This window comes from Peribacillus sp. B2I2 (assembly GCF_041261685.1).
In the GTDB taxonomy this organism is placed as follows: domain Bacteria; phylum Bacillota; class Bacilli; order Bacillales; family DSM-1321; genus Peribacillus.
On sequence record NZ_JBGCCB010000001.1, the window covers coordinates 3,958,242 to 3,974,392 of the forward strand.

16 protein-coding genes, 1 pseudogene and 1 riboswitch are annotated in these 16,151 nt (G+C 39.9%); of the genes and pseudogenes, 1 reads left to right on the forward strand and 16 read right to left on the reverse strand.

Annotated features, from left to right (window positions below):
- Positions 1 to 34: 34 nt before the first annotated feature.
- The 13 genes and pseudogenes from ABIE66_RS19570 to ABIE66_RS19630 form a co-directional block, all read right to left on the reverse strand.
- On the reverse strand, positions 35 to 1,156 hold the full coding sequence (locus ABIE66_RS19570; protein ID WP_370015996.1) for a Ger(x)C family spore germination protein: 1,122 nt from the start codon (positions 1,154 to 1,156) through the stop codon (positions 35 to 37).
- Positions 1,153 to 2,628 carry a spore germination protein gene (locus ABIE66_RS19575; protein WP_289325951.1) on the reverse strand — a complete coding sequence of 492 codons (1,476 nt, stop codon included), beginning with the start codon at positions 2,626 to 2,628 and terminating at the stop codon, positions 1,153 to 1,155. Before ABIE66_RS19575 ends, ABIE66_RS19570 begins: the two co-directional genes overlap by 4 nt.
- Positions 2,625 to 3,707 (reverse strand): GerAB/ArcD/ProY family transporter, encoded by a 1,083-nt coding sequence (locus ABIE66_RS19580; RefSeq protein WP_370015997.1) that lies wholly within the window; start codon positions 3,705 to 3,707, stop codon positions 2,625 to 2,627. The genes ABIE66_RS19575 and ABIE66_RS19580 overlap by 4 nt, the downstream gene beginning before the upstream one ends.
- Positions 3,708 to 3,943: 236 nt before the next feature.
- Entirely contained in the window at positions 3,944 to 5,023 is a 1,080-nt protein-coding gene (locus ABIE66_RS19585) for a GerMN domain-containing protein (protein ID WP_289325953.1), read from the reverse strand.
- A 62-nt stretch (positions 5,024 to 5,085) separates the two neighbouring features.
- Positions 5,086 to 5,340, reverse strand: a complete 255-nt coding sequence (locus tag ABIE66_RS19590; RefSeq protein WP_370015998.1) for a dihydrofolate reductase family protein — start codon at positions 5,338 to 5,340, stop codon at positions 5,086 to 5,088.
- Between the two features lie 100 nt (positions 5,341 to 5,440).
- Positions 5,441 to 5,569, reverse strand: coding sequence for a hypothetical protein (locus ABIE66_RS19595; RefSeq protein WP_370015999.1), 129 nt, complete (start codon positions 5,567 to 5,569; stop codon positions 5,441 to 5,443).
- Positions 5,570 to 5,626: 57 nt separating this feature from the next.
- Positions 5,627 to 6,430 (reverse strand): glutamate racemase, encoded by an 804-nt coding sequence (gene racE / locus ABIE66_RS19600; RefSeq protein ID WP_289315437.1) that lies wholly within the window; start codon positions 6,428 to 6,430, stop codon positions 5,627 to 5,629.
- Positions 6,431 to 6,440: 10 nt separating this feature from the next.
- Entirely contained in the window at positions 6,441 to 6,917 is a 477-nt protein-coding gene (locus ABIE66_RS19605; RefSeq protein WP_370016000.1) for a MarR family winged helix-turn-helix transcriptional regulator, read from the reverse strand.
- A gap of 190 nt (positions 6,918 to 7,107) precedes the next feature.
- The gene (locus tag ABIE66_RS19610; RefSeq protein ID WP_028392149.1) at positions 7,108 to 7,332 is read right to left on the reverse strand and encodes a helix-turn-helix domain-containing protein; all 225 of its coding nucleotides are present in this window, start codon (positions 7,330 to 7,332) and stop codon (positions 7,108 to 7,110) included.
- Between the two features lie 123 nt (positions 7,333 to 7,455).
- Complete coding sequence (locus tag ABIE66_RS19615; protein ID WP_289315435.1) at positions 7,456 to 7,920, reverse strand: acyl-CoA thioesterase; 465 nt, start codon at positions 7,918 to 7,920, stop codon at positions 7,456 to 7,458.
- A gap of 305 nt (positions 7,921 to 8,225) precedes the next feature.
- Positions 8,226 to 9,000 (reverse strand): annotated as a pseudogene (gene sdhB / locus ABIE66_RS19620) (succinate dehydrogenase iron-sulfur subunit).
- Between the two features lie 17 nt (positions 9,001 to 9,017).
- Positions 9,018 to 10,769, reverse strand: a complete 1,752-nt coding sequence (gene sdhA / locus ABIE66_RS19625) for a succinate dehydrogenase flavoprotein subunit (RefSeq protein WP_289315433.1) — start codon at positions 10,767 to 10,769, stop codon at positions 9,018 to 9,020.
- 70 nt (positions 10,770 to 10,839) lie between these two features.
- Positions 10,840 to 11,448, reverse strand: coding sequence for a succinate dehydrogenase cytochrome b558 subunit (locus tag ABIE66_RS19630; protein WP_289315432.1), 609 nt, complete (start codon positions 11,446 to 11,448; stop codon positions 10,840 to 10,842).
- Between the two features lie 383 nt (positions 11,449 to 11,831).
- Between ABIE66_RS19630 and ABIE66_RS19635 the strand changes: the two genes are divergently transcribed.
- Complete coding sequence (locus ABIE66_RS19635) at positions 11,832 to 12,302, forward strand: YslB family protein (protein WP_289325955.1); 471 nt, start codon at positions 11,832 to 11,834, stop codon at positions 12,300 to 12,302.
- Positions 12,303 to 12,366: 64 nt separating this feature from the next.
- Here the strand turns inward: ABIE66_RS19635 and ABIE66_RS19640 are convergent, their stop codons facing one another.
- From ABIE66_RS19640 to trxA, 3 genes are all read right to left on the reverse strand, one after another.
- A complete protein-coding gene (locus tag ABIE66_RS19640) occupies positions 12,367 to 13,599 on the reverse strand; it encodes an aspartate kinase (protein ID WP_370016001.1) in 1,233 nt (410 codons plus the stop codon).
- Positions 13,600 to 13,688: 89 nt separating this feature from the next.
- Positions 13,689 to 13,865: riboswitch (Lysine riboswitch) on the reverse strand.
- Positions 13,866 to 13,926: 61 nt separating this feature from the next.
- Positions 13,927 to 15,699 carry an excinuclease ABC subunit UvrC gene (gene uvrC, locus ABIE66_RS19645; protein ID WP_289325957.1) on the reverse strand — a complete coding sequence of 591 codons (1,773 nt, stop codon included), beginning with the start codon at positions 15,697 to 15,699 and terminating at the stop codon, positions 13,927 to 13,929.
- A 102-nt stretch (positions 15,700 to 15,801) separates the two neighbouring features.
- The gene (trxA, locus tag ABIE66_RS19650; protein WP_370016002.1) at positions 15,802 to 16,143 is read right to left on the reverse strand and encodes a thioredoxin; all 342 of its coding nucleotides are present in this window, start codon (positions 16,141 to 16,143) and stop codon (positions 15,802 to 15,804) included.
- Between the last annotated feature and the right edge of the window lie 8 nt (positions 16,144 to 16,151).

The window sequence follows — 16,151 nt, forward strand, 5'->3', positions numbered from 1 at the left end:
ACTCCCTCATCTGCATTAACCTGAAACTTATAAACTAACGTTTGTAATTTTCACTATGTTCAATATGGATATTAACTTTTATGTTATTTATTGAAGTCTTATCAAAGGAATTTATAATTTTATTATCCCACTTATTGACATGGTATCTGTATGCCTTTTCACTTATGTTAAAAAGGTCTGTATTGATTTCCTCCCCCGTCTCCAATGTCTTCAAAATATCTTCCTTAACTTTTATTTCTACTTTTTTTTCGATTTTTTCTATATCCAAGTTATCTATATTTTGTTTCAATATTCCATTTGCTCTTACCTCTAAATCATACAAAGGTTTCTTTTGTTGTTCCAATACTATGATGTTTGTTTTGGGATCCATGATTTCAACACTTACCTTTTGTTTGTTCAGGGAAAAAAACATTACTGTCGCCTTGTTTTCAACCCATTTTAAACCGATCAAATCTTGTTTACTTACGAACCCTTTATACTGTTGTTTTGATAAAACATAGCCGCCATTCAACGTTGGTATCTTTTTTTCTTTCCCCTTCTCTGAGTAATGATGCTCATTTATGACCATAGAGGGAATTAAAATGGAACCAACCGGTTGATAAAATTCCGAAACCAGTTCACTGAATTTTAACGGGGAAATAAAATAGTTCTCATTAATAACAGTCTCTGGCCTTTGAATGATCGTGAATAAGTTAGGAAGATTAAAGAAACTATCACTGTCAAACACCTTTTTAATATCCTCGTTTGTAACAAACAGCCAAGAATTGTATCGCAATAAGGGCTCTTTCCCTACATATTCAATGAAATCCTTCATTTTCTTTTTGATTACATTCTCACTTAAAATGAAGGAGTTAATATGCCCGATATAAAGTGGTAATGCTGCATTTTGTTCTAATTCAGTATATGCTTCTTCGATACTTTCCCCTTTACCTTTCCCAATGACAACAGAAGATTTTTCTTGTAATGCAGTTGCCCCCTCTTGTTTTGCTATATCCGCAAAATTTAATGCTTGAAAGTATAAGATGAATTCACCCTCTTTATAATCGATCCCAAGAGCGGATCCATATGTTTGAGCTTGAATTTCCTTCATTCCCCAGCATCCTGTCGTCAGTAAAAGTTGACAGCCAATAATCATGACTGCAAATAGCTTTCTCATTTGTTCGACTCCTTTTGCGGTTCATTATCACTGGACTGTATAGCTTGATTCCGCTGCCTTAACATCCCATACGGAAGCTTAAATAAGACTTTTAACATATCCGATTTATTTGGTTTGGAAAGTGGATTCACAAAAGGCTGGCCGAAACTTTCCAAGGAAACCACAACAATCAAGATAAGGAATATTCCCATAAAGAATCCAAACAAGCCTAAAAACGCTGAACAAGCAAATATGAATAACCTTATAAGAACGATATTCCCAGCAATATTCTGATTGATTAAGGTATAGCTTGACAGAACTGTAACAGCTATTACTACTAGCATGGAGGGTGAAGTGAGCCCTGCCCGAATCGCTGCATCACCTATAATCAATCCACCCAACACTGAAACCGTAGGACCTACAGCTTTTGGCAGGCGAAGACCGGCTTCTTTAAATAGTTCAAACAATATGATCATCATGAATGCCTCCAAAGAAGCAGGTATGGGTAATCCCTGTCTCGTGATTGAAATCGTCGCAAGAAGCGAAAAGGGAATTTGATCGAATTGATAGGAAACTAACGCTATAAAAAAACCCGGTAACGTAACCGTTACAAATAAGGCGACTACACGAATGATGCGTATAAAACTAATGTAAAAAAAGCTTGCATGTGCGTCATCAGCAGAATAAAGCAACTGATTAATACTGGTTGGTCCGATCAAGCATGTGGGATTCCCGTCTACCAGGATGGCAAAGCGCCCTTGATTCAAGGATTCAACAACATAGTCCGGTCGACCAACGTAATCCATTAAGGGGAAGATGGAAAATTGATTATCATATAGGAGTTCTTCAACTTGGTAACTGCTGACTATGATATCAACCTTTAATGAATCCAATCGTTTTTTAATATCCGAAAGAATCGAGGGATTAATAATGTCATCTATATAAAGTAGCAATATTTTAGTTTTACTTCTTTTCCCAATTGTATATTCTATACATTTAAGTGATGCCGTTTTTAACCTTTGGCGAATTAAAGACATGTTATCCGATATATTCTCAACAAATCCATCTCTAGGTCCCCGAATGGAAGATTCTATATTGGATTCTTCCGGACTGCGCTTAGGGGAATTAGCCAATGGGGTATAGTAAATTTCATTAGAAGATTCATTAATAATGATTAGGTCTCCTGAAAAAAGAATGCTCTCTACTCCCTCTTTTAAATCGGAGCCCTTTTTAAGCGTACTGATCTCCATAATATTGCTTAATTGATCAATTGTTAATTCCCCATTTTCTTGAACCGCTTTTGATATTGTAGGCAGTATCACTTCATTGATAAATTGCATATCCACTAAGTTCGGCGCATATAAAAATCCCAACAAATAACGATCTTCATTATCAAAAGTTTTTGTTCTTAAAACAACATCGGAAGAATGTTCGAACCATTTTTGGATTTGGTCAATGTAAGAAGGAGTTCCATTCAATTTTCCCTTCTTCATAATGTTTCACCTTTTCCTTTTCCCTTTTTTATAATAATAAATAACAGTATAATTGCAGCACTTAAAAGAAACAGACTGCTGATTGGAAAGAAATATTTGTATATAAAATTTAAAAATGAATCAGCATCCCAATGGATTAGCGTTCCAATAACAATTAACAAATATAGTGAAAGCAGTATCCACTTCTGATGTTTTGAATTTGAGATTAATTTATAGCCTATAAATAAACATAAACTTATTCGAATCATGGCACCTGAAAGCCATTGGAAGATGGAAAGGAAATCGAGTCGAGTAATATAATAGCCAAACCTTAACAACTTCCACTGTTCATAAGCCGGATTCCTCATTTTCACTGCTTCCACAGAACCAAATTCCGCAATCGCTCCCATGAGGGGTCCTAACGTCAGCATGATTAAGATAATACCAGCCATTAATAGCCACTTGGCTTTTAGCTTATTTTTCAAGTAAGGAGTTAAAAATAAAAAAACGATAATTTCTAAATATCCTGCACTCGTATACAGAATTCCATTTAGAGTATTGTGATACCCGCTTTCAAATATCGGGAACAATAATTCGTAATTCTTATTACTCGTATTCCCCAGACCCACAAATATCCCGAAAAAAGTGACGACCGGAAGAAATAGGAGAGCCAAAGTACTTATGGTGCGTATTCCTTTATAACTTGCAAAAATACATATAAAAGTGAATAGGCTGACGACTACGATGTTTGGTATGTCATGAGTATAATTAGCTTTTGCCCAAATCACTGTAAATTTGATGGTAATGAAGGCGTTAATTATAAAGTACAACCCAAATGCTATAGTGAAAATATATGTAACAAAAGGTGTAGACCATTTTTTCAGAAAAGAGATTATATCTTCTTTATCTAGTTTTTTATAAATATAAAAAATAAATAGCGTCCAAACGATACATGGAACAACACTTATTATGACACTTATCCATGCGTCGCGTTGAGATGCGGTTAAGATATTGGGAATGAGCAGGACATGTACCATGAATCCTGTATTCATAATGATTAAAACATAGATGTGTAAAGCCTGAATCACCTTTTGATCCATAATATCCCCCATTAATTACATCATTAAAGGTAATTTCCCCTTTTAAAAATTTATTTATGTAAAAACTTTCTCACGATAAGAGAATTTGCTTGGCGGGGTATTAGTTTTCAACTAATGCAATAATTAAGATTTATAAAACAAGGGCTTTAACACGTGGTAATCAATCGTGGAGGTAAAAAAATAAGAGGCAGCTGCAGGCTGCCTCATTGTGCTATTTCAATATATAATATCGCTCTTTAAAAACTACCTGTGTTGACTTTCTCTGGACGGACCACTGGTTCGGATAATTTCTTTCCTTCTTCATTAAGAACATCGGCGCTGCCCTGCACTTGTACTTCAACGCTTTCAATTCCTTTCTGTTCCGTTAAAGAAAGGACCAATGCATCAAGTACTTCTTGTGATACCTTTTTCTCTTTAAAGCTTCCAAGGATATTTTCGTTAAAATTGAGGCTGACCTTACCTTCTGCCACTTTAGGCTCGTCAAGTAAAGCTACATCACTCATGAACCCTGTTTGCAGGTTAGAACCCGAAGGACTCTTCGTTAATTCCTGTATGACTGCCGTTACATTATCAGACACCGTTTCGCTGATCCTGCGTGTCACCGGAACATAATAGGTGTACTCCTCGTCACCGCCTACATAATAAACAGTCAGTGCTTTGGAATTCGAAATGTCGACCACATCACTCGTATCGATATTGATTCCTGAAGACCTTGAGATATTCTCATCTATCGGTGTGCCATTGACCGGCATTTCGGAAATATCTTCCCCATTTATTCTCATTTGGATTTTATCGACTGAGTCGAATTGTGTCAGAGTCCATGTAATGGCTTGAAGGATTTTGAGTTCATCCTCTTTTTGATAGTTTTTGAACTCCGGCGAAAAGTCCGCAACAGCCACTCCTTCTTTAATGTTCACGCTTATTTGGGTATCGGCAGGAATGACGGCCCTGAATCCATTAGGAAGTTTATCCGTGACTGGTCCGTTAGCGACAAGGTAATCAAGGGCCTGTTTAGCTACGGCCTCCGATTTAGGAAGTTCCAATGTCTGTGGAACCACATACCCACTTTTATCAATTAAATATAACTCTGTCTTCACAGTTTTCGACTCAACAGCGCCTTCTTCTCCATCTGTTGCAGGCTTTTCTTCACCATTCGTTTCTGTTTCTTTTAATGAAGATTCATCCTCGACTAATGAAACATCCTTTGGTGGATCAATTTCCTTTTTCTCTTCACCGCCAAATAATCCGCAGCCTGAAAGCCAAAAAGAAGATGCCAGAATGGTCACAGCCATTGTTACTTTTGATTTATTGGACATAAAATCACTCCTAGGACAGTTTGTACTCCTATTTATACGAGCCCTAAGCGAAAATAGACCAATTATTTTTCACTCCGATAATGGAGCTGGGCAATTTGCCTGTACTGCTGCATCTTTGTCAGCTTCATTTGGATTTCGGGACTTCCTGCTTGGAACAAACGAATCCCATTCCCCAGGATAATCGGTATGATGGACAGGATCACTTCATCCACCAGCGATTTCTTCATGAAATCAGACACTAACTCCGCACCGCCTACAAGCCAGATCCTTGATCCGCCTTTCAGTTTTCCAATGAAATCACCCACATCTCCAATCACAAACTCCACATGTTCTTCTTTCCCTTTCGCACTTCTTGAAAAGACATAGCAGGCCTTACTGCCAATGTATGAATCTGTTGATATGTCTTATTTCCAATAATCACCGTATCGCTATTTTTATAGAAATCGCCGTACCCCATTGTCCCCCTTCCCCTTCTGTCTCTTCAAGCCAATCTATGCTTCCAGCTTCCCTAGCGATATATCCATCCAGGCTTGTAGCTATATACATATAACGGTAGGCTTTTTCATTTTTTCCCTTCAGAAAAAAGGCTTCCATATGGAAGCCTTATAAGTGATCAATTTTAATTGTTTCGATTGTATTGATATGAATACCGAGCCAGCTCTCCGCGATGGAACCGAACATATCTCTTGAACCGGTTGTATAAAAGCGATGAACTGGACGGAGCTTGCTTTTATTGATTAATTTATAGTAATCCAAAATGACACTTGCCTCTCGGGCCGTCTCTTCCCCAGAGGAAATGACTTGTACTTCATCCCCCATATAGGTCGAGATTACAGGCCCCAGCAGTGGATAATGGGTACAGCCAAGGATTAATGTGTCGATCTTCGTTTTCTTCAACGGACTCAAGGTTTGTGCCACGACCCTATTGACTATCTTCCCTTGAAACTCGCCGCTTTCTACGATAGGGACAAATTTCGGGCATGCTAAACTATCTACTTTCACATCGGAATTGATGGAGGCAAGTGCATCGTCATACGCTTTGCTTTTCACTGTGCCTTCCGTACCAATAATGCCGATATGCAAGGAATTGGAAACTTTCAACGCCGCCCTTGCCCCAGGATGAATGACACCTAATACCGGAATCGGAAGTAATGCCCTGATTTCATCCAGTACAGCTGCAGTCGCTGTATTGCAGGCGATGATCAGCATTTTTATATCCTTCTTCATCAAAAACCTCGTCATTTGCCATGTGAAGGTTTGGACATCTTTTTTGGTCCTAGGCCCATAAGGGCATCTTGCTGTATCACCTAAGTATATAATATTTTCATTTGGAAGCTGACGCATGACTTCTTTAGCTACTGTCAAGCCGCCTACCCCTGAATCAATGATTCCTATCGGTTGTTTCAAAAAACTCGCCTCATTTTTCTTTCATTTCTTGATGTAGTTTTGCTAGAATTCCTTGCAGGGACACGATGTCAGATTCGTTGAAATTGACTAATACCCCACTCAAGTACTGTTGTCGTTTATTAATCACTTCTTCAATAATCCGTTCACCTTCTTCAAGAAGGTGAATTCGAACCACGCGCCGGTCCTTATCATCCTTGACACGCTGGACAAGCTGATGTTTCTCCATGCGGTCAATCAGATCCGTTGTTGTGCTGAAGGCGAGAAACATCTTTGTGGACAATTCGCCAATCGTCATGTCGCCTGATTCAAAAAGCCATTGCAAAGCCACGAATTGAGGAATGGTGATTTTATAATCTTTGAGAATTTCTCTTCCCCTTTGCTTAAGCCATGTCGATACATAGCGCAATTCCCTCTCGATATCGGCTACATATGCAACCTGCTTCTCTTCATCCATACACACAGCTCCCCACTTCATGAAACTTATCATACTACCATTTTGGATGAAAGTGAAATGATTTTCAAGAATGATTATCCGGAATCCATAATGAAACCCCCTTCATAAAAATAAGCAGCATCCAAAGAAGTCAAAACAACCAAATTGTTTTGGCCTTCCTTATATGCTGCCAATGAACGGGAGAGAAAATATTTATAAGGCTTACGTATTAAATGTCAACACATTAAAGCTTAAGTTCTCCCATACGAAGGAGTTCTATGACTGCCTGCGAACGTCCTTTGACTCCAAGCTTCTGCATCGCATTCGAAATATGGTTTCGAACTGTTTTTTCGCTAATAAACAATTCACCTGCGATTTCTTTTGTTGTTTTGTCTTGTACTAGTAACTCAAATACTTCTTTTTCTCTTTTGGTGAGTAGTGGCTTATGAGTGAATTCGTTCTCCTTCAAGTAATGTTACCCTCCTTGCCTTCACCAGCATAAAACCCGGAGTGGGTGTCTATTTAGTCAAGATATAGTATGTCGGCCGGGGCAAGGGAGTGACTCTTTTACTTGTCTAAAATGAAAATATTTTCAGGAATGTTCGAGCTCTGTTTGCCACATCGATCGCTTCATCTCTTCCGTCCAAGGTATCGGCTTTCCGGTGGCTTTGGAAACTTGGACAATCGTTCCCCTACCCGTTAAACAAATTGAACCATCTTGTTTGGTTCCCATATAATGTATGTCTACTGAAGAGTTTCCGATATGGTCAGCTTTCACATGGATCGTCAATTGGTCATTGAAAAACACCTGCTTCAGGTAATCACACTGTAAATTGGCAACAACCGGCATCTCACTGCATTCAGCCGAGGTCCAATCCTTCATGAACCCCATACTGTTGAAATACTCAATCCGAGCTTCCTCAAAATAAGTAAAAGGAATCGTGTTATTCAAGTGCCCAAACATATCAGTTTCTGAAAAACGGACCTTAATCTCATGTTTAAAAGAAAAATCATTGATCCACTCCGTTATATTATCGATATATGATATCCTGCCCATCTTGTGCACACCCTTTCTGAATTGAATGACTATTCACTCATTTTATAAGAAAACAACGATATTGAAAAGGATTTTCTATTGAAGGCAGGTTAATTTGCTTGTTGCTCACTTTATTAATCAAATCCTTCAGCCTTTGCGTGAAGATGTTGGGTTACAAGAAACTCATTTGCCCAAACCAATCACACTTCGATCCCGGTTTTTCAGGGTGCATGCAAATTATCAATCTTTTAAGGACTTGCCATTCTCTACGAATGTAAAACAAAAAGAACCCATATCCTAAGATACGGGTTCTTTCTTTTTCATTATTAAACTTCGTCGCTTCCGAAGAAGTTACGGAATTGTTGGATCGTAGTATCACGGTTCAATGCTGCAATCGAAGTTGTTAATGGAATGCCTTTAGGGCAAGACTGCACACAGTTTTGTGAGTTACCGCAGTTTGCAAGTCCTCCATCACCCATGATTGTATTTAAACGTTCAGCTTTGTTCATTGCACCCGTTGGATGTGCGTTGAATAAACGAACTTGTGATAATGGTTGTGGGCCCCATGAAGTCTGAATTGCTGTTTACGTTCGGGCAAGCCTCCAAACAAACACCGCAAGTCATACATTTTGATAACTCGTAAGCCCATTGACGTTTCTTTTCTGGCATACGCGGTCCTGGTCCAAGATTGTACGTTCCATCGATTGGAATCCATGCTTTTACCTTTTTCAATGAGTCGAACATACGGCTGCGATCGACTTGTAGGTCACGAACAACAGGGAATGTACGCATTGGAGCTAGACGAACCGGTTGCTCCAATTGATCGATAAGAGCTGTACATGATTGTCTTGGTTTACCATTGATAACCATTGAACAAGCACCACAAACCTCTTCAAGACAGTTCATGTCCCATGCGATTGCTGTAGTGTGCTTGCCTTGTACAGTTACCGGATTACGACGAATTTCCATTAGAGCGGAAATTACGTTCATATTCGGGCGATACGCTAATTCGAATTCCTCATCATAAGGAGCTGAATCCGGTGTATCTTGACGAGTGATTATAAAACGGACTGTTTTAGTCTCAGATTTAGTTTCAACCATTTTTTTGCTCCCCCTCTTTAGTGTTTCGTTGTGTAATCACGTTTACGCGGTGCGATCAGTGATACATCAATATCTTCATAATGGAATTCAGGTGCTTGATCCATGCCTTTGAATGTTGCCATAGTTGTTTTCATGAATTCCTCATCATTACGTTCTGGGAAATCAGGTTTGTAATGCGCTCCGCGGCTTTCGTCACGGTTTAACGCACCAATTGTGATTACACGAGCCAATTGCATCATATTTTGCAGCTGTCTAGTGAATGCAGCTCCTTGGTTACTCCATTTTGCCGTGTCATTGATGTTAATTTTCTTGTAACGTTCCATCAGTTCAAGAATCTTGTTATCCGTTTCTTTCAGCTTGTCATTGTAACGAACTACAGTAACATGCTGTGTCATCCACTCACCAAGTTCTTTGTGAAGAACGTACGCATTTTCGTTACCATCAAGGGACATGACTTCATTCCATTTTTCCTGTTCTTGTTTTTCGTACCCTTCAAACAACGAAGAAGAAATGGATTCTGAAGTTTTATCAAGGCCTTCAATATATTTAACGGCATTCGGTCCAGCGACTGAACCACCATAGATTGCAGAAAGAAGTGAGTTCGCACCAAGACGGTTACCGCCATGTTGAGAGTAATCACACTCACCAGCAGCGAATAAACCTTTGATGTTAGTCATTTGGTCATAATCCACCCAAAGTCCGCCCATGGAATAGTGAACGGCAGGGAAAATTTTCATTGGAACTTTACGTGGATCTTCACCCATGAATTTCTCGTAGATTTCAATGATTCCACCAAGTTTTATATCAAGTAATTTAGGATCTTTATGTGATAGATCCAGGTAAACCATGTTTTCTCCATTAATGCCAAGCTTCATGTTCATGCATACGTCGAAGATTTCACGAGTCGCGATATCACGAGGTACTAGATTACCATAAGCAGGGTATTTTTCTTCAAGGAAATACCAAGGTTTTCCGTCTTTATATGTCCAGATACGTCCACCTTCACCACGAGCGGATTCACTCATTAGACGAAGTTTGTCATCTCCAGGGATTGCAGTCGGGTGAATTTGAATGAACTCACCATTTGCATAATTTACACCTTGTTGATAAACGATGGAAGCTGCTGAGCCTGTATTGATCATTGAGTTAGTTGATTTACCGAAAATGATTCCAGGGCCACCGCTCGCCATGATGACTGCGTCGCCAGGGAATGATTTGATTTCCATTGAAGTCAGGTTTTGAGCTACGATACCACGTGCTGTTTGTTCATCATCGATAACAGCTCCAAGGAATTCCCAGCCTTCATATTTCGTTACAAGGCCTTCAACTTCATAACGGCGAACCTGCTCGTCCAATGCGTAAAGTAATTGTTGACCAGTTGTTGCACCAGCAAATGCTGTACGGCTATGTTGAGTACCACCGAAACGACGGAAATCAAGAAGACCTTCCGGAGTACGGTTGAACATAACACCCATACGGTCAAACATATGGATGATAGATGGTGCTGCTTCGCACATCGCTTTAACCGGCGGTTGGTTAGCCAAGAAATCTCCGCCATAAACTGTATCGTCGAAGTGGATATATGGAGAATCCCCTTCACCTTTTGTATTTACTGCCCCATTGATTCCGCCTTGGGCACAAACTGAGTGAGAGCGTTTAACAGGCACTAAAGAAAATAAATCAACCTGTTGTCCCAGCTCTGCTGCTTTGATCGTAGCCATTAATCCAGCTAGACCTCCACCAACGATAACTATTTTACCTTTACCCAATTCTGTCACTCCCTTATTTCCATTAGCCAAGCTATGTTTTTCCTAATACTTATAAATGAACTCTATCTTCTTATACGAAAGCGAAAATTGCGCTAATTCCGATATAAGAAAGAAGAACGAAAACGATCAATGTAAAGTAAGTCATGATTTTTTGCGATTTAGGTGAAACTGTAAGACCCCAGCTCACTGCAAATGACCATAATCCATTAGCAAAGTGGAAAATTGCCGAGATAATACCAACAATATAGAACACAATCATAAATGGACTAGAGAAAATTTCAGCCATCATGTCAAAGTTAACTTCAGCACCCATGGCTGCTTGAATTCTAGTTGCCCATATATGCCAAACAAGGAAAATCAACGTTATGATTCCAGTTAGACGTTGCAGCATGAACATCCAGTTACGGAAGAAACTAAATCTGCCTAAATTGTTTTTTGCTGTAAAGGCAATATAAATTCCGTACACAGCATGGAAAATGAGCGGTAGATAGATGACGACCCATTCTACCAAAATCTTCACGGGCGTATACTCAATTAAATGAACTGCCCCATTAAAAGTTTCTTCTCCTTTTGTTGCCATAAAGTTTACCGATAAATGAAAAATTAGGAATAGACCAATTGGAATTACTCCTAGAAGTGAATGAAGCCTGCGATTCCCAAACTCACGATTTTTTGCCACTAAGTGCCCCCCCTTAATTTGTGAAAAATCATGCAAAGATAAACTGGTGGCTACCTTTTATCTCCGCGTGAAAATACAGTATAGAGTCAAAAAACTCCTCTATACTTCCTTTACAATTATGTGACATGTCCATTTTACTCCTGACTTCTATGTGCGTCAAGAAAACGGATACAAGAAATCTCTTTTTCAGAATAGATTTTATTGGATTAAATTGGCTATTTTTTGTTTGTCAAGATGATATTTTGAAGAAATTTCAAATTTAACTATTAATATCTCGGTATAATTTCTCATTTTTTTCCAATTGTTATTTAAATAAATAAAAAACAGTATAATTTGCAAAAGAAATACGTTTATAATAGATTTACAGAAAGAGGCGATAAACTATGAAAAAAAATATTGCTGCTGCGATAGAAGAAGAGATTCAAGCTGAAGAAATTCAAACTGAAGAATTCCAAGTTCCAGCTTTCGGATACGAATTAATCAGAGAAGTTCTATTGAACGATATTCTCGGAAAAGACTCTAATCAAATCCTCTATTGGGCAGGTAAACAGTTAGCAAGAAAATTCCCATTGAATGGCGATCAGGAAGTGATTGAATTTTTCCAGAGCGCTGGATGGGGCAATCTGGAAATCATGAAGTATTCAAAAACCGAGATGGAATTATCCCTGACGGGTGAAATAATCAGCCGCCGCCTGGATTTACACCCTGATTGTCACTTCCAACTTGAAGCCGGTTTCCTTGCCGAGCAGTTTACACTGCAAAAAAAATTCCTCAGCGAATCAACGGAAGAAATCAAACGCCGCGCAAAAAAAGTGATATTCACCATCCAATGGGATCCCAGAGATCCAATCTAATAAGCCCTTAAAACAGACTTACCCTTTTTACCGGAAGTCTGTTTTTTTATTGGACTCCTTACACTCAAGCTAGCACATTTGCATGCTGCCCAAGTTTAAATGCTTCATGAAGAGATTCGACAGCCTTCACCATTTCCTTTTCATTGACGACAGTCGAGACTTTAATTTCCGATGTGCTGACCATTTTCACTTGGATGCCTGTATTGGCCATCACTTCAAACATCTCGGCAGCCACTCCTGGATTGGATACCATACCAGATCCGACGATGGACACTTTGGCCAACCCACCCTCCGTTTCGATTCGGTCGAATGCCAATCGTTCTTTATTGTTTTCCAGCACGATCAATGCCGCTTCCGTATCTTCACTTTTTGTGGAAAATGATAGATTGGTCGTATCCTCGGCAGTCATGCTTTGAATGATGATGTCCACATTAATCCGGTTTTTCGCAAGTGTCGTGAAAATTGTGGATAATGCACCAAGTGATTGTGGCAAACCATAAATTGTGACCCTAGTAATACTGTCTTCAAAAGCAATGCCGCGTACAATTAAGTTTTCTTCCATAGTTGCTTCCTCCTCTATGATCGTTCCTGATTCTCTCTCCATGCTTGAACGGACTTCAAGCGGGATTTGATAATTCTTTGCATATTCGACAGCCCTTGGATGTAGGACGCCCGCCCCCAGGTTTGCAAGTTCCAGCATCTCATCGTAAGAAATGGATTGAAGTTTTCGCGCACCTTTTATGTAGCGTGGATCCGTAGTGAAAACACCCGTTACATCCGTATAAATATCGCATCTATCCGCATTCAGCGCTGCAGCGATGGCAACCGCCGTCGTATCGGAACCACCCCGCCCTAAGGTAGTGATTTCCCCATTTGCATCGCTCCCCTGGAAACCGGCTACGACCACAATTTTCTTTTCCTGGAGTTGGGCTTGAATCCTTGTAGAATCGATGTTTAAAATCCTGGCATTCCCATGAACGGATTCCGTTTGCATGCCTGCCTGCCAGCCTGTGTACGAAATGGCTTCATGTCCTTTTTCAATCAATGCCATCGTTAACAGGGATATCGTGATCTGTTCCCCCGTCGTCAATAGCATATCCATTTCCCTCTTGCTCGGGGTTCCGGAAATATCTTGGGCCATGGAAACCAATTGATCTGTGGTTTTCCCCATAGCTGAAACAACGACTACCACACCATTTCCATTCTCCACTTCCTCGATTACCCGATTGGCAACATTTTTGATTTTTTCTACGCTTCCGACGGATGTTCCGCCGAATTTTTGAACGATTAATGCCATCCTAATGCACCCTCTCTACCTTTTTAGGCAATAAAAAAAGCAATGAGAAATATCTCATTGCTGTGATCACATATCTAATACTGTAAACACAGTGAGATAGCTCTCCAGGGTATTAACCCTGACAATCCGCCATTTATTAAATGTCAGACCAGAAAAACAAGGTATGAGTCTTGTCTTCCTTCGGCGTCATCCCCTTTCAAAACCTTTCATGGAAGCTCATACTTCTCCAGGTTTTTACTCTTGAATTCCGCACCTCTATCAGCACTTTTAAGTTGTCTAGTTAAAAATTCATTTTAATCATAGCATAGGGAATAGTCGGTAGCAAGATTATTCTTGTAATTTTCTTACGATTCCCTCGGCTACCCCTTTTGGCATGCCCGCTTCCATAATTTCCTCGGCCGTTGCCTCTTTGATTTTCTTCAATGACCCAAAATGCCTCAACAATTGCTTCCTTCGCTTTTCCCCGACACCTGGAATATCATCTAGCTGGGAGTGTACCGCATTTTTCCCGCGTAGCTGACGATGAAACGTAATCGCGAACCGATGCACCTCATCCTGAATTCTTTGCAAAAGGTAAAATTCCTGGCTACGTGAATCAAGTGGTACGAGTTCAAGCGGATTTCCAATCATCAACTGCGAGGTCCTATGCTTTTCATCCTTAATGAGACCTGATAGTGGAATATCAAGGCCCAATTCATTCTCCAATATATCCCGAACGGCTTCCACATGGCCCTTTCCACCATCGATGATGATTAAGTCCGGAAGCGGCAGCCCTTCTTTCAATACTCGTGAATACCTTCTTCTGACTACTTCACGCATCGATTCATAATCATCAGGTCCCTGGACCGTCTTGATCTTATATTTACGGTACTCCCTTTTTTCCGGTTTCCCATCAATGAACACGACTAAAGCGGAAACAGGGTCACTTCCCTGAATATTGGAGTTATCGAAAGCTTCAATTCGGTGCGGGGTGTAGATGCCTAATTGGGTCCCGAGGTTTTCTACCGCATTGATGGTTCTTTCTTCATCCCGTTCAATCAAGGAGAATTTTTCCTGAAGGGCGATGGAGGCATTTTTATTCGCCAATTTAAGCATGTCTTTTTTCGATCCCCGTTTCGGGTGAATCGTTTTGACACCAAGGAGCCCTTCGGCCATTTCAGCATCCACTGACTCAGGCAGCAAGATTTCCTTTGGTTTAAAGTGGTTGGTAATCTCGTAAAACTGACCGAGGAATGTAAGAAGTTCCTGTTCCGGTTCATCATAGACAGGAAAAAGTGAAACATCTCTTTCTATCAATTTACCCTGTCGGACAAAAAATACCTGAACACACATCCAGCCTTTATCATAGGCAAACCCAAATACATCCCTGTCGATGAAATCGGTCGTCATCATTTTCTGCTTCTCCATCGTAATATCGATGTGGGCAATTTTGTCACGGAACTCTTTGGCCCTCTCGAAATCGAGATTTTCTGATGCCTCCAGCATTTTTTCAGTCAGTTCTTTTTTTATCTCAGTATGTCCACCGTTCAAGAAGCGGTTGATATCATCCACCATTTTCTTATATTCCTGTTCCTCAACATCATAAACACATGGGGCCAGGCACTGGCCAAGGTGATAATAAAGACAAACGCGATCAGGTAAGGTATTGCATTTTCTAAGGGGATAGATGCGATCGAGCAACTTTTTCGTTTCGTTAGCTGCAAAAGCATTTGGATATGGTCCGAAGTATTTCCCTTTATCTTTTTTTACTTTTCGCGTAATGATTAGACGTGGATGACGTTCCGCCGTCAGCTTGATGAAAGGGTACGTCTTATCATCCTTAAGCATGACATTATATTTTGGATCATGTTTTTTGATTAAGTTCAGCTCTAAAATAAGGGCCTCGATATTGGAAGAGGTGACGATGTATTCAAAATCCTCTATCTCATTCACAAGCCGAAATGTTTTTCCATCATGAGAACCCGTGAAATAAGAACGGACACGATTTTTCAACACTTTCGCTTTGCCTACATATATGATCGTTCCCTGACGATCTTTCATTAAATAACAACCAGGTTGATCGGGAAGAAGGGCAAGTTTATTCTTTATTTGTTGGTTCATGCATTCAGCCTCCTGTTCTCCCATTTTACAATTATTATATATCAAGATAGCGAAAAAAGCTTCAAGTCCGCAGACTTGAAGCTTTTTTTAGCTAACTTACTATTACGAGTGTTTTGAAATAAGTTCAGCAAGTGCTTCTTTAGGTTGGAAACCAACAACTTTATCCACCACTTCACCGTCTTTAAGGACGATTAATGTCGGGATGCTCATCACACCGAATTTCCCAGCTGTTTCTTGGTTTTCATCTACATCCACTTTTACGATTTTCGCTGTATCGCCAATTTCAGTATCAAGCTCTTGAAGAACAGGAGCGATCATTTTACAAGGTCCGCACCATGGTGCCCAAAAATCTACAAGAACTACACCTTCGCTAGTATCTGTTGTGAAAGTTTGGTCAGTTGCATTTACAATAGCCATATATATTTCCTCCTCAAAATTACTCAAATAACTAA